Source organism: Caballeronia ptereochthonis, assembly GCF_001545075.1.
Classification (GTDB): Bacteria; Pseudomonadota; Gammaproteobacteria; order Burkholderiales; family Burkholderiaceae; genus Caballeronia; species Caballeronia ptereochthonis.
In genome coordinates, this window is sequence record NZ_FCOB02000037.1 from 1 (window position 1) to 19,401 (window position 19,401).

Consider the following 19,401-nt stretch of genomic DNA (forward strand, 5'->3'; position numbering starts at 1 on the left):
GGCGCGCCCGCCGCTTACCATGCCGTGAAGATCGCGCGCGAATCGCCGGACTTGCGCGTCGGGCTGCATATCGTGCTGACGGATGGCGTCGCATCGCTGTCACGGTGGTCGATACCCGATCTCGTCGATACGCGCGGCCACTTCGATGGCACGATGTTCGCCAACGGCGTGCGATTCTTCTTTCAGGAAAGCGTGCGACGGCAGCTCGCCATCGAGATATACGCGCAGTTCAAGGCGTTCGCCGCGACCGGCCTCGCGCTCGATCACGTCAACACGCACAAGCATTTCCATCTGCATCCGACCGTGCTTTCGCTGATCCTCGAAATCGGGCCGCAGTTCGGCATGCGCGCGATGCGCCTGCCTCGCGAGATGCACGGCTCCCTTCTGCTCGCGCCGTGGGTCGCATGGGTGAAGACGCGGCTCGATCGCGCGGGCATCGCATATAACGACTGGGTGGCTGGCATCTCTGCGACGGGCGGAATGGACGAAGCCGCCCTCCTCGCCCTGCTCGCGAAAGCGCCGCGAGGCGTGCTCGAAATCTACAGTCATCCCGCGACGCAGGGCGCCGCACCGATCACGTCCGCGATGCGCGACTATCGTCATGCCGACGAACTCGCCGCGCTGTGCTCGCCGCGCGTCGCTCGCGCCATTGAGACGACGGGCGCGATGTGCGGCGGCTTTGCCGACGTGTTCGGGCATCAGAACGCTCAGGAGTTCGCCGCATGATGTCGGCGCTCAAACGCCTCGCCTGGCTGCGCTGGCCCGCGGCGATCGCGCTGCTGGTCGCGCTCGCGCTGCACGAGGGCGTGTCGGACGCGTTCGCGCTGATCGCGCGCACGGGGCCGGTGCTGCTCTGGCTCGTGCCGCTGCACGCGCTGCCGCTTCTCTTCGATGCGCGCGCATGGCATCTGCTGATCGACGAGCGCGTTCCCTTGCCCGCGCTCTGGTGGATCGCGGTCGTGCGCGAAGCCGTCGGACGCCTGTTGCCGGTGCTCGGCATCGGCGGCGAGCTCGCGGGCATTCGCCTGGCGACCCGCTATATGCCGGACGTGAGCCGCGTGAGCGCGTCCGTGATCGTCGAATTGCTGGTGACGATCGCCGTGCAGTTCGCGCTCGCGATGCTCGGCCTCGCGCTCCTGCGCTTTCATGCGAGCGATGCGGGCGGCATCGTCGGCATGATCGGCGTGGGTTTGATCGTGTCGCTGCCGATTGCGCTCGCAGCGTTTGTCGTCGCGCACAAGGGCGCGCCGTTTCATCGTCTGGAAGGGATGGCGCGGCGCTGGCTCGATCCCGCTCACGCGCTCGCCGCACGGCTCGACGGCAAGCGGCTCGATCACGACATCCGCGCGCTGTTGCAGCGCATCCCGTTGCTCGCGAGAGCGTTCGCGTGGCAATTCGCGGGCTACGTGCTTGGTGCGACCGAAATCTATGCGGCGCTCGACATGCTCGGCCATCCGGTCTCGATAGCGGGAGCCGTGACGATAGAAGCGCTCGTGCAGGCCGTGCGCAATGCGGTGTTCATCGCGCCCGCCGGCCTCGGCGTGCAGGAAGCGGCGATCGTCGCGATCGCGGCGACGTTCGGCGTCGATCGGGACGCGGCGCTATCGCTTGCGATGCTGCGGCGCGTGCGGGAATTCGCGTGGGGCGGCATCGCGCTCGTGCTGCTGCGTTTGACCGAGCCGTCACGCGCAAGCGGTCTTGCTCGCGAACGCGGCTGAAGGTGAGGATTTCCGGGAGCACGGCCGCCGGCATCATTTCCCTTGCGAAAGTTGCAATCCGCAACTAAATTGGAGGGAACTGGTTGCGCTTCGCAACCGATGGAGACGCCATGGACTTCGTCGAAACCCCGCCTCAATCCCGCGACAAAACCATCCTCGAACTGCGCGAGTTCTCGCGCAGGCTCGTGCGCGAGCTCGGCTTCATGCGCAACACGCTCGCGGACAGCGGCCTGGCGCCTTCGGCCGTGCACGCGATCATCGAGATCGGCGCGACGCCCGGCATTCAGGCGCGCGATATCGCCGCCATTCTGCGGCTCGACAAGTCGAACGCGAGCCGGCAAATCACGCGGCTCGAAGCGGCGGGGCTCGTCACGCGTCAGACTTCGAGCGAGGACGGGCGCTCGTCCGAGCTCTATCTCACCGCCGCGGGACAGAAGCTGCGCAGGAAGATCGACAAGTTCGCGACCGACCAGGTCTCCGATGCACTGCGCCGTCTCGTGCCCGAGGATCAACAGGCGCTCGTGCGCTCCCTCGCGCTCTATGCCGATGCGCTCGCGCACGGCCACGATCGCAAGACGCCGCACGCGCCACAGGCGGAAAGCGCGCGCATCGTCGAGGGATACCGGCCCGGCTGCATCGGCGACATAGCGGGCCTGCATGCGCGTTTCTATGCGCATCACGCAGGCTTCGGCGTGTTCTTCGAGCGCAAGGTCGCGACCGAATTCGCTGCGTTCGCCGAAGGCCTGCCCGCGCAAGCCAAGGCCTTATGGCTCGTCGTCGAAGGCGAGCGCGCGCTCGGCTCGCTCGCGATCGACGGCGATTCGACGGCACGCGTCGCGCATCTGCGCTGGTTCATCGTCGACGATTCGTTGCGCGGCAGCGGCATCGGAAGGCAATTGATGTCCCGTGCGATGGACTTCGTCGATTCGCATTACGACGAAACCTGTCTCTGGACCTTCAGGAGTCTCGACGCCGCACGTCACTTGTACGAATCGTTCGGCTTCGCATTGACGGATGAAGCCGAAGGCACGCAATGGGGCGCGACTGTGGTCGAGCAGCGCTTCACGCGCCGCTCGAAAGCGGGCGGTTAGCGCTTCAGAGATGCAACGTGCGCGACGTCGGCCCGAGTCGTTGCGCGAAGCGTCGCGCGCATTCGATACCGAACGACGTCGGACGCGAGCCGCGATCGTGCGCGACATCGAAGCCCATGCGCCATGCCGCGATGCGCTTGCCGTAACAGGTGAGCGTTTCCAGGGACTGCATCACGAAGACGATTTCCGGCAGCGCTTCGGCATAGAGCGATTCGGCGTCGAACTCGCGCCCTTCGGTGAAGGCGTCATGGATGGCGACCTGATGATCGAACGCATCCGGCGCGACGATCAAACCATCGCAACCGGCGCGCAAGTTGTCGACGAGTTCCTGTCCGCCGCGACCGTTGAATACCGAAAGCGTTTGTTCGAGCGCGTGCAGGCGTTCGATGGTCGCGCGTATCGTCACGGCCGGGCCTTCGCCCTTCAGCAGGCGGAAGCCGGGCTGCTCGGCGGCGAGCGCGGCGATCGATTCCGCCGACAAGCCGACGCCGAGATATTCCGGCGCGTTCTGGATGCCCGCGCTCGCGCCGGTGCGCTCGAGCACGGCGGCGAAGAAGTCGTAGTAGAACGACTCGGGCTCGCCGCGCATCGAAGGCGGCTGAAGAATGAGCCACGACGCGCCGCGTTCGAGCGCATGGTTCGCGAGTGCGACCTGGTGCTGGACGCTATCGCCGGTGACCGTGACGGCGAGCGGCACGCGACCTGCGATATGCGCAGCGCAATCGTCGATCATCGTGCGTTTTTCGTCGTCCGACAGACGATTGACTTCCGTTGCGAGACCGAGCGTGACGATGGCGGGCGCGCCCGCCGCGATGGTCGCATCGATCTGCTTGCGGGTGGCGTCGCTGTCGAGCCGGTTCAGCGCATCGAAATAGGCATAGAGCACCGGCCACATGCCAGGCGGCGGCGAGTGGAAGTCTGGCATCGATCGCCTCCGCTCAGTGCGAGTCGCGCGGCACCGGCGCGCCGCTCGATCCGACGAGGAAGTCGAGATCCGCACCCTGATCCGCCTGCAGGACGTGCTCGACATACAGGCGGTAGTAGCCGCGCCTGGGCAGCTCGGGCGCGCGCCACGCGGCGCGGCGCCTTTCGAGTTCTTCATCCGATACGTCGAGATGAAGGCGCCGCGCCGCGACATCCAGCTCGATCATGTCGCCCGTCTGCACGAGCGCGAGCGGCCCGCCCGACGCCGCTTCCGGCGATACGTGCAGCACGACCGCGCCGTATGCGGTGCCGCTCATGCGGCCATCGGAGATGCGGACCATGTCCGTGATGCCCTTCTGCAGCACCTTTCTCGGCAACGGCATGTTGCCGACCTCGGCAAAGCCCGGATAGCCCTTCGGACCCGCGCCCTTAAGCACCATGACGCAGTGCTCGTCGATGTCGAGCGAGTCGTCGTCGACCTTCGCGTGCAGGTCCTCGACGTTCTCGAACACGACCGCGCGACCGCGATGCTTCAGCAGCGATGCCGTCGCCGCCGACGGCTTGATCACCGCGCCATTGGGCGCGAGATTGCCCTTCAGCACGGCAATGCCCGCATGCGGCTTGAACGGCTGCTCGAACGTGGTGATGACCTTCTCGTCGTAGTTCGGCGCTTCGCTCACGTTGTCCCAGATCGTGCGGCCGTTCACCGTGAGCGCATCGCGATGCAGGAGTCCTTGCTCGCCAAGTTGCCGCAGCACGGCAGGCAAGCCGCCCGCGTAATAGAAGTCCTCCATCAGATACTCGCCCGATGGCTGGAGGTTGACGAGACACGGCACGTTGCTGCCGAGCTCCCAGTCTTCCAGCTTCAGTTCCACGCCGATGCGCTTCGCCAGCGCGATCAGATGCACGACCGCATTCGTCGATCCGCCGATGGCCGCATTCGTGCGAATCGCGTTCTCGAAGGCCTCGCGCGTGAGGATCCTGTCCATCGTGAGGTCTTCCCTGACCATATCGACGATGCGCCGCCCGGCCATGTGCGCGAGCACCTGACGGCGCGCATCGACGGCGGGAATCGCGGCGTTGTGCGGCAGGCCCATGCCGAGCGATTCGGCCATCGAGGCCATCGTCGATGCGGTGCCCATCGTCATGCAATGGCCGCGCGAGCGGTTCATGCACGACTCCGCCTCGACGAACTCCTCCTGGGTCATCGTGCCCGCGCGCACTTCCTCCGACATCTGCCAGACGCCCGTGCCCGAGCCGATCGTGCCGCCGCGAAAGCGCCCATTGAGCATCGGTCCGCCCGATACGGCGAGCGCGGGCAGGTTGCACGAAGCCGCGCCCATCAGCAGCGCTGGCGTGGTCTTGTCGCAGCCGACGAGCAGGATGACGCCATCGATCGGATTGCCGCGTATCGATTCCTCCACATCCATCGACGCGAGATTGCGAAAGAGCATCGCCGTGGGCCGCAGGTTCGATTCGCCGAGCGACATCACCGGGAATTCCAGCGGCAAGCCGCCCGCCTCCCGCACACCACGCTTCACGTATTCGGCGAGCTCGCGGAAATGCGCGTTGCATGGCGTGAGCTCGGACCACGTGTTGCAGATGCCGATGACCGGCCGGCCATCGAACTGATCGTGAGGCAGGCCCTGATTCTTCATCCACGAGCGATGGATGAAGCTGTCCTTATCGTTGCCGCCGAACCAGCTTTGCGAGCGGAGCTTGCGCATGGAAGTCCCCTTTTTATTGCGCTTTCGCCATATTGTGGGATCCAGTGAAAAAAGCCGCGAGCGGCCTTTTGCGTGAACCGGATACGTCGAGTTATACACCTCGCTCAACTATCCGGCGCGCTTCCAACGCAGGATTCGACGATCAGTCGAGCGTCTCCTTCGACCGTTCGCGCATGCACGCCACCGCGATCACGCTCAACACGCCGCAGCCGATCACGTACCACGCAGGCGCAAGCACGCTCTTCGTGATGACGATGAGCGAGGTCACGAAGAACTGCGCGAAGCCGCCGAACACGGCAACGCCCAGACTGTAGACGATCGCCGCGCCCGTCGCGCGCACCGGGCGCGGGAAGAGCTCGCCGAGCATCGCGCCGGTCGGGCCGACGTTGAGCGAATGCACGATCGACAGGGCCGTGACGACCGCGAGCAGCGTCGCCGTGGTCGGCGACTTGTTCAAGAGCACGAAGGCCGGATAGATCGCGAGCATGAGCAGGATGCGCGTCGTCTGCGCGAGCCTGTTGCGGCCGATGCGGTCCGACAGATAGCCGCCGACCGGCGCGACGACGAAGAGAATCGCGCCCGACACGCAGCCCGACAGCATCGCCGTCCAACTCGGAAGCCCGAGCGTCTTCACGCCGTAGATCGACAGATAGAACACGATGATGAAGTGCGCCGACGTGCCGCCGATAGTAAGACCGAGCCCGTTGAGCACCGCGCGTCCGTGTTCGCGCAGCACGGTGACGAGCGGCATCTTCGGCGCCTTCGGCGCGGCTTCCACGCTTTCGCGCGGCGCCTCTTCCATCGTGCGGCGCAGCCACCAGCCGACCGGCACGATCGCCGTGCCGATGACGAACGGCACGCGCCAGCCCCAGCTTTCGAGTTGCGCCGCCGTGAGCGATGCGGTGAGCGCGACGCCCGTCAATGCGCCGGCGAGCGCCGAAAGACCCTGGCTCGCGAACTGCCACGATGCATAGAAGCCGCGCCGGTTCGCGGGCGCCTGCTCGAGCAGGAGCGTGGTCGATGCGCCCACTTCGCCGCCCGCCGAGAAGCCCTGGATCAGCCGCGCGATCACGAGGATGACCGGCGCGGCGACGCCCGCCTGCGCATACGTCGGCGCGACCGCGATCATCGCGGTGCCGAGCGCCATCAGGCCCAGCGTGAGCAGCATCGCCTTCTTGCGGCCGGCGCGGTCGGCGTACATGCCGATCAGGAGACCGCCCACGGGACGCGTGAAGAATCCGACGCCGAAGCTCGCCACCGCGAGCAGCAACTGGCCGACCGGATCGTTCACCGGAAAGAACAGCTTGCCGATGATGAGCGCGAAGAACGCGTAGACCGTGAAGTCGTAGAACTCGAGCGCGTTGCCGACGGCCGCCGCCGCGACGAGGCGCGTGCGTGCCGTCCTGCTCGTGTGCGCGGAAGTCGTGGCCGAAGGGCCGGCGCTGGCTAACGTGGGTGTTTTCATCATGTGCTCCGCGGCGTCGGCCGAAGGTCAGTCGGCGAGCCAGGCTTCGGCCAGGCGCACCCAGTAGCTCGCGCCGATGGCGAGGATGTCGTCGTTGAAGTCGTAGCCGGGGTTGTGGACCATGCAGCCGCCCTTCGATCCCACGCCATTGCCGATCCACGCGTACGTACCCGGGCAGGCTTCGAGCATGAACGCGAAGTCCTCGCTGCCCATCAGCGGCTTCGCGGCCGGCTCGACGCGCTGCGCGCCGAGCATCTTGACCGCGACGTCGTTTGCGAAGGCCGTCGGCTCGGCATGATTCACGAGCACGGGATAGCCCAGTTCGTAATCGATCTCCGCCGTGCAGCCGAATGCCTGCGCCTGCGCGTTCACCAGCGCCGTGATGCGTTCCTGCAAAAGCTGGCGCACGCCCGCGTCGAGCGCGCGCACGGAGAGCTTCATCAGCGCGGTTTCGGGAATCACGTTGCACGCCTCGCCGGCCTGCACGCTGCCGACCGACACGACCGCGGGCTTTTGCGCATCCACCTCGCGCGCGACGATGCTGTTGAGCCCGAGCATGATCGAGGCGACGGCGGGCATCGGATCGCGTGCGACGTGCGGCATCGCGCCGTGGCCGCCGACGCCGCGCACGGTGATGTTCACGCGGTCCGAGGAGGCCATGCCCGGGCCCGGCGTGAAGAACATGTCGCCCGCGGGCAGGCCGGGCATGTTGTGCAGGCCGAACACGGCGTCGCACGGAAACTTCTCGAAGAGGCCGTCCTCGATCATCGCGCGCGCGCCCGCCTCGCCTTCCTCGGCGGGCTGGAAGATCACAATCAGCGTGCCGGAGAACTGACGGCTCTCGGCGAGATAGCGCGCGGCGCACAGCAGCATGGCGGTATGGCCGTCGTGGCCGCATGCGTGCATCGTGCGGGCGCGCTTGCTCGCGTACGGCAGGCCGGTCGCTTCCTCGATCGGCAGCGCGTCCATGTCTGCCCGCAGGCCGATGCGCTTGCCGCCCTCGCCTTGCGTGAGCACCCCGACGATGCCCGTCTTGCCAATCCCGCGGTGCACCTCGTAGCCCCATTGCGCGAGCAATCCGGCGACGAGTTCGCCCGTCTGCGTTTCTTCATACGCAAGCTCCGGATAGGCGTGAATGCGACGACGCACGTCCACGAATTCGGACGCGATGGCGGCAATGCCGGGGATGACGGGCTCGACTGACAGCATGTGACACTCCTTGCTCGATGCAAATTCGACGTTTCCCAAGCATATAAAGCCGAAAAGCAAACCAAAAGACGGTAAATTGATTGCGTGATTACCATCAGTTGTCGGGACTAACCCTAGGGTGTCGCCCATGAGCATGAAGTACCACCAGTTGCGCGCGTTTCTGACGACCGCCGAGCAAGGCAGCATCCGCGCGGCCGCGCGCAGCCTTCATTTGTCCCAGGCGGCGCTCACGAAGGCGATCAAGGAACTGGAGCAGGATCTTGGCGTTCCGCTCGTCTTGCGCACCGCGCGGGGTGTGCAGCTGACCGCGTTCGGGCAGCAGTTGCGCGTGCGCGCGCATCTGATCGTGAGCGAGATGCGCCGCGCCGAGGATGACATCGCCCAGATGAAAGGCGCGGGCGGGGGAAGCGTGAGCGCGGCGATCACGCCGACGGCGGCGCTGTCGGTGTTGCCGCAGGCGTATCGCGCGTTTCGCCGGCAGATGCCGAACGCGAGCGTGAGCTTCATCGAAGGCTTTCCGGGCGTCGCGATACCGCGCCTGCGCGATGGCTCGCTCGATTTCGTCGTCGCGGTGGTCGTGCCCGAGTATCTCGCGCCGGAGTTCGATCACATCGAGTTGTATGAGAGCCGCTCGGCGATCGTCGGGCGTGCGGATCATCCGTTGAGGCACTGCACGTCGCTTGCGGAGTTGTCGGATGCGGAGTGGCTGCTGAATCCGTCGCCGGAGAGCTCCACGCAGGCGCTGCTCGATTCCTATGCGGAGCGCGGGCTCGCGGTGCCGAGGCGCGTGATCGAGTGTCCGAGCTTCATCATCGCGCATGGGTTGTTGCGCGGATCGGATGCGCTCGCTTCGATGCCCGCGGCACTGCTCGAGCATCAATGGGTCGGCGAGGGGCTCGCGATCTTCCCCATCGCCGATCCGTTGCCCGCGGTGTCGGTGCGCGTGGTGACGCGGCGCGATAGTCCATTGACGCCCGCCGCCACGTTGCTGCTGGATTGCTTGCGGCACGCGGCGCGCTCGCTGTGACGCGAGCGCGCTTTTCTCATGCGCCGAATGCCTTCGTCAACGCGGGCACGCTCAACACCGCCGTGTAGTAGCCCATGAACTGCACGCCTGTATTGAAGCCGAAGTTGCGCGACAACAACCCGCCGAGCAAGCCGACGCTCAGAATCACGAGCAAGCCGAGCAACTGTCCTTCCCACACGCTGATCACGACGATCAGGCCGACGAACGTCGCGATGATCGCCTCGTGACTCAGCTTCCTCGCGACGAACGATGCCGCGCGATGCGCGTAGTTCATCGACAGCGGATACGCGACCAGCGCCGCGAGCACGACCGCAAGCAAGCCGAAGCCGAGGAACTGCCACGTCGTCATCAACGTATGCAGGTTGTTGATGTGGCCGCTCGCCGTATCGACGAAGAAGCGCGGCGGCGCATTGAAGAGCGGCGCCGCCGGTCCCGCCGCGACGGGGCTCAGCGGCAAGCCGAACGCGATCAGCGGAATCAGCGCTTCGGCGATGTACGTCGCTTCCGTCACGCCGTTGCGCGCGGAGATCACGGTCGTCAGCCGGTGATACGCGTGCTTCACGCGCGAGCCGACGAGTTCGCCGAGCACGACCGTCATCGCGACGGGACTGAACACGAACGTCGCGCTGGAAACCGCGGCAGTCGCCGCGACCCAGCCGCGCTGCTGGCCGTCGAGCACCTTCATCGGATTCGGGAAGTAGCCGCTCCAGCCCTTCACGTCCGGCGCGAGCGAGAACGTGCGCACGCGCTCGCGGCGCATGCGGGCGCGGTCGGCGGGCGAGAGAATCGAGAACAGATCGGCGATGAGCGGCCCGATCGCGATGCCGAGGAAATAGCTCACCGAGAGCTTCACGCCGTACTTGCCCGTCAGCGCCTGCAAGCCGACGATGACCAGCACGAACGGCACGAGCAGGAACACCGAAGCCCAGCGCCCCGAGGAAAAGAACGCGATTGCAATCGATGCCGCCAGGAACACCCACGGCGCGGCCTTCGTAATGACCGGCCCGAACGGCGCGAGCAGCACGGCGAACAGCACCGCGAGCGGCACGGCGACGAATGCCGCGACGATCGCGCCGGAGATCATCTTGCGCAGCGCGATGTGCGGCACGCCGAGATTGCGCAGCATCGTCGCCTGTTGCAGCAGGGGCGTGGCGAGCGTATCGCCGGGAATGCCGAGCAGCGCGGTGGGAATCGCGTGCGTCATGTGCTTCGACACCGCACCCGCCATGAAGAACGAGAACACGCCGACAGGCGGCACCCCGAGCAGCACGACGAGCAGCGTGAGCGGTGCGAGCGTCGTGGTTTCGTCCGTGCCGGAAATCAGGCCGATGCCCGAGAACACGATCGCGCCGATGAGGCCCATGCCGAGCGCGACGAGCAGTTGAGTGACGAACGGTTCCATCAGCGCACTCCTTCGCGGTTTTCGTATTCGGCAAAGAGCTCATAGAGGCCGAGCTCCTTCATCTCGGCGACGACCGCCGGCGGCAGGTCCGCGACGCGGCCGAGACCGCCCGCTTCGCTTGCGAGCTGCGCGAGCACGGCCTCGCGGCCGGCCGCGCCGTGCGCTTCCTCGATCACTTCGCGCTTCGGCTTGAAGAGCTTCGCGCAGACCGCGCCCGCGACGAGGCAGCCTGCTAGGCCGACGAGCATCGCGTAGGCGCGAGCCATCGCGGCGTCGGGCACATGAGCGGCGAGCACGCGATTGGCGATAGCGAATGCGCCATAGCTGATCGCAATGCCGAGCACGACCGACCACGCGAGATGCCGCGTATCGACGGTATCGCCCCAGATTTCGACGAGCCTGTAGTCCGTTGTCTCAGCGCTTTGCGAGAGCGCACGGCCGCGCTCGTGCGCAGCGAGTTGCTGTTCCATGTCTCCTCCTTCGATGGAGTCTTTTAGATGCACTGCGTGGTTTGTCGGCGGCGCTTCGCCTCCAGCGCGCGCGCCACACGCGATGACGTCTCGCGCTGCAACGCGCCCGAAATGAACGCGCCCGCTTCGGCGAGCCTGTTCAAATCGATGCCCGTTTCGATGCCCATGCCCTCGCACAGATAGACGATGTCCTCCGTCGCGGCATTGCCCGTCGCGCCCGGCGAGTACGGACATCCGCCGATGCCCGACACCGAGCTGTCGAACACCGCGACGCCGCGTTGCAGCGCCGCGTGCACGTTGGCGGCGGCCATGCCCCAGGTGTCGTGGAAATGGCCGGCCAGTGCCTCGACGGGAATGTGCGCGATGCACGCATCGAGCAGCGCTTGCGTTTTCGCCGGCGTGCCCGCGCCGATGGTATCGCCGAGACTGATCTCGTAGCAGCCCATGTCGAAGAGCTTCTTCGCGACGCGCGCAACGGCCTGCGGCGCGATCTCGCCCTCGAACGGACAGCCGAGCACGCACGATACGTAGCCGCGAATGCGCAGGTTCGCCGCGCGCGCGGCGGCGATCACCGGCTCGAAGCGCGCGATGCTCTCGTCGATCGAGCAGTTGATGTTCTTCTGCGAGAACGACTCGGACGCGGCCGCGAATACCGCGATCTCATCGACATGCGATGCGAGCGCTGCTTCCACGCCTTTCATGTTCGGCACGAGCGCGGCGAGCGTCGTGTTCGTTGCGCGCGCCTTGTTCGACACGCGTTCGAGCACTTGCGCGCCATCGGCCATCTGCGGCACCCATTTCGGCGAGACGAACGATGCGGCCTCGACGTAGCGCACACCCGCATCGATCAAGCGTTCGATGAGCTCCGCCTTCACGTCCGCCGATACATGCGACGGCTCGTTCTGCAGGCCATCGCGCGGCCCGACTTCGACGATGCGCACGTTTGAAGGCACTTTATGCATCGCGCGGACCTTGCAGAAGGCTCATGCCATAGTCGACGCTCACGTTGCGCGCGGCGACCATCTTCTTCACGACCCAGTCGATGTCCGCGCCGCTCGCGCCCGCCGCCAGCGCGATATTGCGCGCGTGCAGCGCCATGTGTCCGCGCTGGATGCCTTCGGTCGAAAGCGCGCGCAACGCGCCCATGTTCTGCGCGAGACCGACGGCGACCGCGATTTCGCCCAACTCCTGCGCCGAGCTCACGTTCATGATCTTCAACGCGAGCCGGGCGAGCGGATGCGTCTTGGTCGCCCCGCCGACGAGACCGACGGGCATCGGCATTTCGATCGTGCCGACCAGATCGCCATTGTTCGCGACCTCCCACGTCGTCAGCGACGTATAGCGCCCGCCGCGGCTCGCGTAGGCGTGCGCGCCCGCTTCGACCGCGCGCCAGTCGTTGCCCGTCGCGACGATCACCGGATCGATGCCGTTCATGATGCCCTTGTTGTGCGTCGCGGCGCGATACGGATCGATCGCGGCGAAGAGGTACGCATCGACGACGCCGGCGATCACGTCCTCGCCCGCGTATTCCTTCGTTTGAAGCGTGGCGGCGGTGTAGCGCACTTGGGCGCGCGCGAGGCGCAGATCGGCGAGATTCGACAGGATGCGCAGGCGCACCTTGCCGCCCGTGATTTCCTCGATGCGGCCCGCGACCGTTTCGGCCATCGTGTTGACCGTGTTCGCGCCCATCGCGTCGCGCACGTCGACGATCAGATGCGCGACGACCATCGCGCCGCGCGGCGTATCCGGAAACACATGCACTTCGATGTCGCGGCAACCGCCGCCCAGGCCGATCAGCACCTTGTCGCGCGCGTTGGCCATCTCGACTAGTTCGTCGCGATGCTTGAGGATCGCGAGCCGCGCGCCATACGGGTCCGACACGCCGACGATCTGCACCTGCGCGCGCATCAGCGGCCCGGTGCTCGATGTGCGAAAGCCGCCCGCCTCGCGCGCGAGCTTCGCCATGTACGACGCCGCGGCGACGATCGACGGCTCCTCGACCGCCATCGGCACCAGGACGTCGCAGCCGTTGATCTGAAAGTAGCCGGCCACCGCCATCGGCAATTCGAATGTGCCGACCACGTTCTCGATCATGCCGTTCGCGATGTCGAGCGGCAGCGCGCCGGGTCTGGCGAGCAGCGCGTGCTCGGCATCGTTCAGCCCCGCGGCCTGCGCGATGTGGCTCAGGCGCTGCGCGGGCGACATCGCGCGGAAATTCGGCAACTTCGAATCGATCATGTGTCTTCCTCTGCTGACTGGATGTGTGTTTTCGGCGTCTCATTACGGCGCTTGCAGCGACGCGCCGAATGGGCGAATAATAGGCTGACTGTACCTATTGGAAAGGTACAATTTTGGCAAACAGTGCCCTCACTGTACCCAGTACGGCTGAGGCACTTTCCTAACAGGCAGACACGATGCAGCACGAGAAGCCGAGCTTGTCGGCGACACTCGCGAACAATCTCGCCAGACAGATCACCGAAGGTGTCTTGCGCGCGGGAGACAAACTCCCGTCGATCAGGGAATACGCCGAGGCGAACGGCTGCTCGAAGAACACGGTCATCAGCGCGTTCGATACACTGACGGCGAACGGTCTCATCGAACCTCGGCGCGGCGCGGGGTTTTTCGTCGCCAGCGTGACGAAGACGCCGCAACAGGATGAGGACGCGCCCACGCTCGACCGTGCGATGGATTCCGTCTGGCTCATGCGCGAACAGTTGCAGAGCAAGCCGGATTTCCTCAATCTCGGCGAGGGCTTTCCGCCCGTCGCCTGGCTCGAAGAGACGCGGCTCGATCACTTTCATCAGCGCGTGGTGCGCACCGGCGTCGCGTCGCTGTTCCGCTATGGCAGCCGCTTCGGTTATCTGCCCTTGCGCCAGCATCTGCAGCAGAAGCTCGCGGGTTACGAGATCGAGGCCGCGCCGCAGCAGATCGTGCTCACGCATGGCGCAAATCAGGCGATGGACATGGTCGTGCGCTACTTCGTGCGCGCAGGCGACACGGTGATCGTCGACGATCCCGGTTATTACGCGCTCTTCGGCAAGCTGAAGCTGTCGGGCGCGAACATCGTCGGCGTGCCGCGCGGTGTCGACGGGCCCGATATCGCCGCGCTGGAAGAGCGTCTCAAGACGCATCGGCCGCGGCTCTTCTTCACGCAATCGGTCGGGCACAATCCGACCGCCACGGACATCAGCGCGGCGAAGGCGCATCGCATATTGCAACTGGCGGAAGCGCACGATCTCATCGTCGTCGAAAACGACGCCCTCGCCGACCTCAAGCCGCGCTCGGCCACCCGTATCTGCGCGCTCGACCAGTTGCGGCGCACGATTTATGTCGGCAGCTTTTCGAAGTCGGTGTCGGCGGCGCTCCGCGTGGGCTTTCTCGCATGCGATGCGGATCTCGCCAGCGATCTCGCCGACGTGAAGATGCTCACGCACGTGAGCAGTTCGGAATATTGCGAGCGCACGCTGGACGCGATCGTGAGCGACGGACACTTTCTGCGTCACACGAACCGCTTGCAGGAACGGCTCAAGCGCGCGACGGCCACGGGCGTCGAAGCGTTGACACGCCTGAATGCGACCATCTTCAAGCTAAGCGAGCAGAGCCTCTATCTATGGGCCCGGCTGCCGGGACGCGACGATTCGATCGCCTTTGCGAAGGAGATGCTGGAAAAGCACGTGATTCTCGCGCCGGGGACCATCTTTTCGGCGCACGCGAACAGCGTGTCGCCGTGGTTTCGCTTCAACGTCGCGTATCTCGGCGATCCGCGGTTCGAGAAGGCGTTGGGGCTATAGGTGAGAATATTCAGGATCGCTCAGAATTTCACTCTGAGCATGAAGCCGATGGTGAAGGGAAGATCATTCGAAGGGATCGGTGGAATCAGGATGATGTTCGCGCCGACGCGCTTGTAATCGAGCATGATGAGCGGCGCGGCCACCGGACCGACCGTGTGGTTATGGCCGATGCCCCAGCTGCCGTAGTCATAGCCCGAGATGAGGCCGCCCATCGCGGCGAGCCGGATGAAATGCCAGTGGAGGAACTCGGGCGCCCAGACGCCGCCGCCGTAGAACGACGGCTTCGACAGCGAGTTGCGAAAATACCCGCCCGTCAGCGCCCATTGCGGCGCGACCCAGCATTCCACGCCGATGCCTGGATTGAACTGCTTGAAGTCCTTGTCCGGATGGAGGTGATGCGAACCGATCATCGCGTCGATCCAGAGGCCGTCGCCGCACCAGCTCGCGTGAGCGGCGGGCGCCCAGGCAGACACAAGCACAACAGCCGCCGTCAGCAGGCGGGCGCGAAAGGTTCGGAAGCGGGATGGCCGTGAACGCATATGTTCTCCGCCATCGCGCGGAAGCCATGGCGCCTTTTTCTGAGATGGAGGTCGAGGCGAACTCTACCTGATCACACTATTTTCGTGTGAGCGAGCGAAACGAGCGTGACGGCATGCGCACGTTTCGACGATCTCGGCGAAACTTGTGGAAATCCGGTTTCTCGTATTCGAGGCACAGCGCGATGAAATCCTTCAAGCCTCTCGTTCCGTTCTTCCTTGTCGCCGCGGTCGCTGCGTGCACGCCGTTGCAGGTGGTCACGCATCACGTGTCGTCGAGCGAATCGAGCGTGCCGTCCGGGCGTTATCAACTCGATCCGCATCACTGGAACGTGAGCTTCGACGTCGATCATTTTCACTATTCGCGCTTCGTCATTCGATTCGACAAGGCGACGGCGCAACTCGACTGGAATGCGGAGGGAATGTCCGGGAGCGCCGTGCGCGCGACCATCGACGCGGCGAGCGTCAACACCAACGTGCCGTTGCTCGATCGCATGCTGAAAGGGCCGGACATGTTCGACGTCGCGCGCTATCCGGACATCGTCTTCGTGAGCACGGGTTTTCAGCGCACCGGGGACGACAAGGGCACGCTGACAGGCGATCTGACGATCCGCGGCACGACGAAACCGGTCACGCTCAACGTGACGTTCAACGGGCACGCGGTCAATCCGCTCACGAAGCAGGAGACGCTGGGCTTCTCAGCCGATGGACGTTTCAGCCGCGCGCAGTTCGGATTGACGACGTGGTATCCGGCAGTCGGCGACGATGTGCACGTCGCCATTCAGGCCGAGTTCTCCAAGCCGCCCGCCAGTTCGGCCCAGTGATTGAAGGGCCGTTCAGGCCGCCGCTGCAGTCCAGTCGAGCACGACCTTGCCGCTGTTGCCGGAAAGCATCGTGTCGAAGGCGCGCTGATAGTCGTCGACGGGGAAGGTGTGCGTCAGGATCGGCGAGAGATCGAGGCCGCTTTGCAGCATCGCGACCATCTTGTACCAAGTCTCGAACATCTCGCGCCCGTAGATGCCCTTGATCTCGAGTCCCTTGAAAATCACCTGATTCCAGTCGATTGCTGTTTGCGCCGGCGGAATGCCGAGCAGCGCGACCTTGCCGCCGTGGTTCATCGCTTCCAGCATCGCGGTGAATGCGTTTGGCACGCCGGACATTTCCAGACCGACGTCGAAGCCTTCGGTCATGCCGAGTTCGCTCATCACGTCGCGCAGGTCTTCGTTCGCTACGTTGACCGCGCGCGTCGCGCCCATCTTGCGCGCAAGCTCGAGGCGGTAGTCGTTCACATCCGTGATGACGACGTTGCGCGCGCCGACGTGCCGGGCGATCGCGGCAGCCATCACACCGATCGGGCCCGCGCCGGTGATCAGGACATCCTCGCCGACGAGGTCGAACGAAAGGGCAGTGTGCGTCGCATTGCCGAAGGGATCGAAGATCGCGGCGAGGTCGTCGGAGATATCGGGCGGAATCTTGAACGCGTTGAAGGCGGGGATCACGAGATATTCGGCGAATGCACCTTCGCGATTCACGCCGACCCCAACCGTGTTGCGGCACAGATGCCGGCGCCCGGCGCGACAGTTACGGCAGAAACCGCAGGTGATATGTCCTTCGCCCGACACGCGATCGCCGATGGTGAAGCCGCGCACTTCCTGACCCATCTCTACGATTTCGCCGACGTATTCATGACCGACGTGCATCGGCACGGGAATCGTCTTCTGCGCCCATTCGTCCCACTTCCAGATATGGATGTCGGTGCCGCAGATCGCCGTCTTGCGGATACGAATGAGTACGTCGTTATGGCCAACTTCGGGCCGCTTCACGCGCGTCAAAGTGAGTCCGGGCGCGCGTTCGAGTTTGGCGAGGGCTTTCATTGCGTTTGATCCTGACGTTTGGTCCTGGTGCTTCTTCGCTTGGGTGAGCACGAGCTTGTGGCCCGGTTCACGCGTGATTGTCCGGCGGTGCCCCGGGGTTCTTTATGCGCATAAAGTCAGGCCCCGCGCTCAACGGATGACGCCGAGCGATCGGCCGACGCGGGCGAACGCATCGACTGCGCGATCGATCTGCTCGGGCGTGTGCGCCGCGCTCATCTGCGTGCGGATTCGTGCGCGTCCCTTGGGCACGACGGGGTAGGAGAAGCCGATGACATAGACACCTTCTTCGAGCAACGCATCGGCTATTTTCGAGGCGAGTTGCGCATCACCGAGCATGACCGGAATGATCGGGTGCTCGCCGGGTACGAGATCGAAGCCGAGTGAAGTCATTGCCTTCCGGAACTGCGCGCCATTTTCGCGGACGCGCTTGCGCAGCGCCGCGCCTTCATCGCTCGCAAGCAATTCGAGCACCTTCAGCGACGCGGCCGCGATGCTCGGCGCCAGCGTGTTCGAGAAAAGATAGGGCCGGCTGCGCTGACGCAGCAGTTCGATGATTTCTTTATGCGCCGCGACGTAACCGCCCGAGGCACCGCCGAGCGCCTTGCCGAGCGTTCCGGTGATGATGTCCACGCGGTCGAGCACGCCGCAGTGCTCGGGCGTTCCGCGCCCGTTCTCGCCGATGAAGCCGACAGCGTGCGAATCGTCGACCATCACGAGCGCACCGTAGCGGTCGGCGAGATCGCAGATGCCGGCGAGATCGGCGATGATGCCGTCCATCGAGAAGACGCCGTCGGTGGCGATCAGCTTGAAGCGCGCTCCGGCCGCGTCCGCTTCCTGAAGGCGCGCTTCGAGATCGGCGAGGTCATTGTTCCTGTAGCGCAGACGCCGCGCCTTCGAAAGACGCACGCCGTCGATGATGCTGGCGTGATTCAACTCGTCGCTGATGATCGCGTCTTCTTCCGTCAGCAAAGTCTCGAAAAGACCGCCGTTCGCATCGAAACAGCTCGAATAGAGAATCGCGTCATCGGTTCGAAGGAATTGCGCGATGGCCTGTTCGAGTTCCTTGTGCACGGTCTGCGTGCCGCAAATGAAGCGGACGGAGGCCATCCCGAAGCCATCCGCGTCGAGCCCCGCTTTTGCCGCATCGATGAGGCGCCGATCGTCCGCGAGGCCGAGGTAATTATTCGCGCAGAAGTTCAGCACGTCGCGTCCGTTCGCAAGCCGGATATCCGACGACTGCGGGCTCGCAATGACCCGTTCGGTCTTGTAGAACCCCGCGTCGCGGATCTCGTCGAGCGTCGAGCGCAGATGGGAGAGATATCGGTCGTTCATCGCAATCCTTTGTTCTTGGGCTGCTGCTGGTATCCGGGCGCCGTTTTCGTTTCGATCACGCATGCGCAGGCGGCCCTTAGCCCTGTTATAGTCCATTCATTGCATCGGACATATTCGATATCTCGAACTAAAATCCGATATGCCGAACACTCTAAGGGATTGTGAGACTCATGGCAAGCACGGGTTCAGAAGGAAAAACGGGCGAATTCACCGGAGCGGGCGCCGCACCGCCACGGGTCGGCGAAGTCATCCAACGGTTGCGCAACGAGCGAAAGCTGACGCTTGATGATTTGTCGCGTGCCGCGGGCGTATCGAAATCGATGCTGTCAGAAATAGAACGGGACAAAGCCAACCCGACCATCGCGGTCGCCTGGCGATTGACCAACGCGCTCGGCATCAGTCTCGATCAACTCTTCGCGCAGCAACGGCCGGTCGAAGCGATCCGGGTGGCCGGGCCGCATGACATACCGACTTTGAGTGGCGACAACGGTGGGTATCAGTTGCGCGTCTGGGGGCCGATCGAACTGGCCGGAAAATTCGAATGGTACGAACTCACGCTTCAATCGGGCGCCTCGCTTACGTCGAATGCGCACGAGCCAGGGACGCGCGAGCATCTCACTGTACTGAACGGTTCGATCGAGGTCGACGCATCCGGCGCGACGCGTCGGCTCAAAGCCGGGGAAACGGCGCGTTATGCAGCCGACGAAGCGCATGCAATTCGCAATGTGGGGCGTGCCGAAGCCAAAGCGCTGCTTATCGTGATCCACGGTTGACGCGACAGACCGCTCGGCCGATGGCCCGTCCGGCTTTATGCGCATAAACGTCCGACGAATGC

Annotated in this window: 17 protein-coding genes and 1 pseudogene; 7 read left to right on the forward strand and 11 right to left on the reverse strand. The window is 64.9% G+C overall.

The annotated features are described in order from the left end of the window. The 3 genes from hpnK to AWB83_RS29580 form a co-directional block, all read left to right on the forward strand. Positions 1-726 (forward strand): hopanoid biosynthesis-associated protein HpnK (hpnK, locus tag AWB83_RS29570; protein ID WP_143750124.1); only part of this gene is annotated, 726 nt, incomplete at its 5' end. Beyond that, the gene (locus AWB83_RS29575) at positions 723-1,718 is read left to right on the forward strand and encodes a lysylphosphatidylglycerol synthase domain-containing protein (protein WP_087049180.1); all 996 of its coding nucleotides are present in this window, start codon (positions 723-725) and stop codon (positions 1,716-1,718) included. The genes hpnK and AWB83_RS29575, both read left to right, overlap by 4 nt. 110 nt (positions 1,719-1,828) lie before the next feature. Further along, entirely contained in the window at positions 1,829-2,809 is a 981-nt protein-coding gene (locus AWB83_RS29580) for a bifunctional helix-turn-helix transcriptional regulator/GNAT family N-acetyltransferase (RefSeq protein ID WP_087049181.1), read from the forward strand. A gap of 4 nt (positions 2,810-2,813) precedes the next feature. Here the strand turns inward: AWB83_RS29580 and AWB83_RS29585 are convergent, their stop codons facing one another. The 4 genes from AWB83_RS29585 to AWB83_RS29600 all read right to left on the reverse strand — a co-directional run bounded on the left by AWB83_RS29585 (position 2,814) and on the right by AWB83_RS29600 (position 8,134). Continuing rightward, complete coding sequence (locus AWB83_RS29585; protein ID WP_208636818.1) at positions 2,814-3,734, reverse strand: dihydrodipicolinate synthase family protein; 921 nt, start codon at positions 3,732-3,734, stop codon at positions 2,814-2,816. Between the two features lie 13 nt (positions 3,735-3,747). Continuing rightward, positions 3,748-5,460, reverse strand: coding sequence for an IlvD/Edd family dehydratase (locus AWB83_RS29590; RefSeq protein ID WP_087049183.1), 1,713 nt, complete (start codon positions 5,458-5,460; stop codon positions 3,748-3,750). Positions 5,461-5,602: 142 nt separating this feature from the next. After that, positions 5,603-6,925 (reverse strand): MFS transporter, encoded by a 1,323-nt coding sequence (locus tag AWB83_RS29595; RefSeq protein ID WP_087049238.1) that lies wholly within the window; start codon positions 6,923-6,925, stop codon positions 5,603-5,605. Between the two features lie 27 nt (positions 6,926-6,952). After that, a complete protein-coding gene (locus tag AWB83_RS29600; protein WP_087049184.1) occupies positions 6,953-8,134 on the reverse strand; it encodes a M20 aminoacylase family protein in 1,182 nt (393 codons plus the stop codon). A 133-nt stretch (positions 8,135-8,267) separates the two neighbouring features. Between AWB83_RS29600 and AWB83_RS29605 the strand changes: the two genes are divergently transcribed. Beyond that, positions 8,268-9,161 (forward strand): LysR substrate-binding domain-containing protein, encoded by an 894-nt coding sequence (locus AWB83_RS29605; RefSeq protein WP_087049239.1) that lies wholly within the window; start codon positions 8,268-8,270, stop codon positions 9,159-9,161. 16 nt (positions 9,162-9,177) lie between these two features. Here the strand turns inward: AWB83_RS29605 and AWB83_RS29610 are convergent, their stop codons facing one another. The 4 genes and pseudogenes from AWB83_RS29610 to AWB83_RS29625 all read right to left on the reverse strand — a co-directional run. Beyond that, positions 9,178-10,563: a tripartite tricarboxylate transporter permease gene (locus AWB83_RS29610; RefSeq protein WP_087049185.1), complete on the reverse strand. Its 1,386-nt coding sequence runs from the start codon at positions 10,561-10,563 to the stop codon at positions 9,178-9,180. Beyond that, positions 10,563-11,033, reverse strand: coding sequence for a hypothetical protein (locus AWB83_RS29615; protein ID WP_087049186.1), 471 nt, complete (start codon positions 11,031-11,033; stop codon positions 10,563-10,565). The genes AWB83_RS29610 and AWB83_RS29615 overlap by 1 nt, the downstream gene beginning before the upstream one ends. A gap of 23 nt (positions 11,034-11,056) precedes the next feature. Continuing rightward, entirely contained in the window at positions 11,057-11,995 is a 939-nt protein-coding gene (locus AWB83_RS29620) for a hydroxymethylglutaryl-CoA lyase (protein WP_087049187.1), read from the reverse strand. Then, positions 11,988-13,274, reverse strand: a pseudogene (locus AWB83_RS29625) (hydroxymethylglutaryl-CoA reductase, degradative); the annotation flags it as partial. The gene AWB83_RS29620 and the pseudogene AWB83_RS29625, both read right to left, overlap by 8 nt. Positions 13,275-13,447: 173 nt before the next feature. Between AWB83_RS29625 and AWB83_RS29630 the strand changes: the two are divergent. Then, positions 13,448-14,824 carry an aminotransferase-like domain-containing protein gene (locus tag AWB83_RS29630; protein WP_087049189.1) on the forward strand — a complete coding sequence of 459 codons (1,377 nt, stop codon included), beginning with the start codon at positions 13,448-13,450 and terminating at the stop codon, positions 14,822-14,824. A gap of 20 nt (positions 14,825-14,844) precedes the next feature. Here the strand turns inward: AWB83_RS29630 and AWB83_RS29635 are convergent, their stop codons facing one another. Next, on the reverse strand, positions 14,845-15,363 hold the full coding sequence (locus AWB83_RS29635) for a hypothetical protein (RefSeq protein ID WP_087049190.1): 519 nt from the start codon (positions 15,361-15,363) through the stop codon (positions 14,845-14,847). A 182-nt stretch (positions 15,364-15,545) separates the two neighbouring features. On the opposite strand from AWB83_RS29635, the gene AWB83_RS29640 reads away from it, so the two are divergent. Next, positions 15,546-16,184, forward strand: coding sequence for a YceI family protein (locus AWB83_RS29640; protein WP_087049191.1), 639 nt, complete (start codon positions 15,546-15,548; stop codon positions 16,182-16,184). Between the two features lie 12 nt (positions 16,185-16,196). On the opposite strand, the gene tdh is transcribed toward AWB83_RS29640, so the two are convergent. Both tdh and AWB83_RS29650 read right to left on the reverse strand, forming a co-directional pair. Continuing rightward, positions 16,197-17,234, reverse strand: a complete 1,038-nt coding sequence (tdh, locus tag AWB83_RS29645; protein ID WP_087049192.1) for an L-threonine 3-dehydrogenase — start codon at positions 17,232-17,234, stop codon at positions 16,197-16,199. 129 nt (positions 17,235-17,363) lie between these two features. After that, positions 17,364-18,566 (reverse strand): glycine C-acetyltransferase, encoded by a 1,203-nt coding sequence (locus AWB83_RS29650; RefSeq protein ID WP_087049193.1) that lies wholly within the window; start codon positions 18,564-18,566, stop codon positions 17,364-17,366. 170 nt (positions 18,567-18,736) lie between these two features. On the opposite strand from AWB83_RS29650, the gene AWB83_RS29655 reads away from it, so the two are divergent. Further along, entirely contained in the window at positions 18,737-19,339 is a 603-nt protein-coding gene (locus AWB83_RS29655; protein WP_087049194.1) for a helix-turn-helix domain-containing protein, read from the forward strand. Positions 19,340-19,401 lie beyond the last annotated feature (62 nt).

What these genes read in the sequence shown, in the direction of transcription:
- AWB83_RS29575 (WP_087049180.1), top strand. Translation starts at nt 723, where the DNA reads ATGATGTCGGCGCTCAAACGCCTCGCCTGGCTGCGCTGGCCCGCGGCG.
- AWB83_RS29580 (WP_087049181.1), top strand. Translation starts at nt 1,829, where the DNA reads ATGGACTTCGTCGAAACCCCGCCTCAATCCCGCGACAAAACCATCCTC.
- AWB83_RS29585 (WP_208636818.1), bottom strand. Translation starts at nt 3,734, where the DNA reads ATGCCAGACTTCCACTCGCCGCCGCCTGGCATGTGGCCGGTGCTCTAT.
- AWB83_RS29590 (WP_087049183.1), bottom strand. Translation starts at nt 5,460, where the DNA reads ATGCGCAAGCTCCGCTCGCAAAGCTGGTTCGGCGGCAACGATAAGGAC.
- AWB83_RS29595 (WP_087049238.1), bottom strand. Translation starts at nt 6,925, where the DNA reads ATGAAAACACCCACGTTAGCCAGCGCCGGCCCTTCGGCCACGACTTCC.
- AWB83_RS29600 (WP_087049184.1), bottom strand. Translation starts at nt 8,134, where the DNA reads ATGCTGTCAGTCGAGCCCGTCATCCCCGGCATTGCCGCCATCGCGTCC.
- AWB83_RS29605 (WP_087049239.1), top strand. Translation starts at nt 8,268, where the DNA reads ATGAAGTACCACCAGTTGCGCGCGTTTCTGACGACCGCCGAGCAAGGC.
- AWB83_RS29610 (WP_087049185.1), bottom strand. Translation starts at nt 10,563, where the DNA reads ATGGAACCGTTCGTCACTCAACTGCTCGTCGCGCTCGGCATGGGCCTC.
- AWB83_RS29615 (WP_087049186.1), bottom strand. Translation starts at nt 11,033, where the DNA reads ATGGAACAGCAACTCGCTGCGCACGAGCGCGGCCGTGCGCTCTCGCAA.
- AWB83_RS29620 (WP_087049187.1), bottom strand. Translation starts at nt 11,995, where the DNA reads ATGCATAAAGTGCCTTCAAACGTGCGCATCGTCGAAGTCGGGCCGCGC.
- AWB83_RS29630 (WP_087049189.1), top strand. Translation starts at nt 13,448, where the DNA reads ATGCAGCACGAGAAGCCGAGCTTGTCGGCGACACTCGCGAACAATCTC.
- AWB83_RS29635 (WP_087049190.1), bottom strand. Translation starts at nt 15,363, where the DNA reads ATGCGTTCACGGCCATCCCGCTTCCGAACCTTTCGCGCCCGCCTGCTG.
- AWB83_RS29640 (WP_087049191.1), top strand. Translation starts at nt 15,546, where the DNA reads ATGAAATCCTTCAAGCCTCTCGTTCCGTTCTTCCTTGTCGCCGCGGTC.
- tdh (WP_087049192.1), bottom strand. Translation starts at nt 17,234, where the DNA reads ATGAAAGCCCTCGCCAAACTCGAACGCGCGCCCGGACTCACTTTGACG.
- AWB83_RS29650 (WP_087049193.1), bottom strand. Translation starts at nt 18,566, where the DNA reads ATGAACGACCGATATCTCTCCCATCTGCGCTCGACGCTCGACGAGATC.
- AWB83_RS29655 (WP_087049194.1), top strand. Translation starts at nt 18,737, where the DNA reads ATGGCAAGCACGGGTTCAGAAGGAAAAACGGGCGAATTCACCGGAGCG.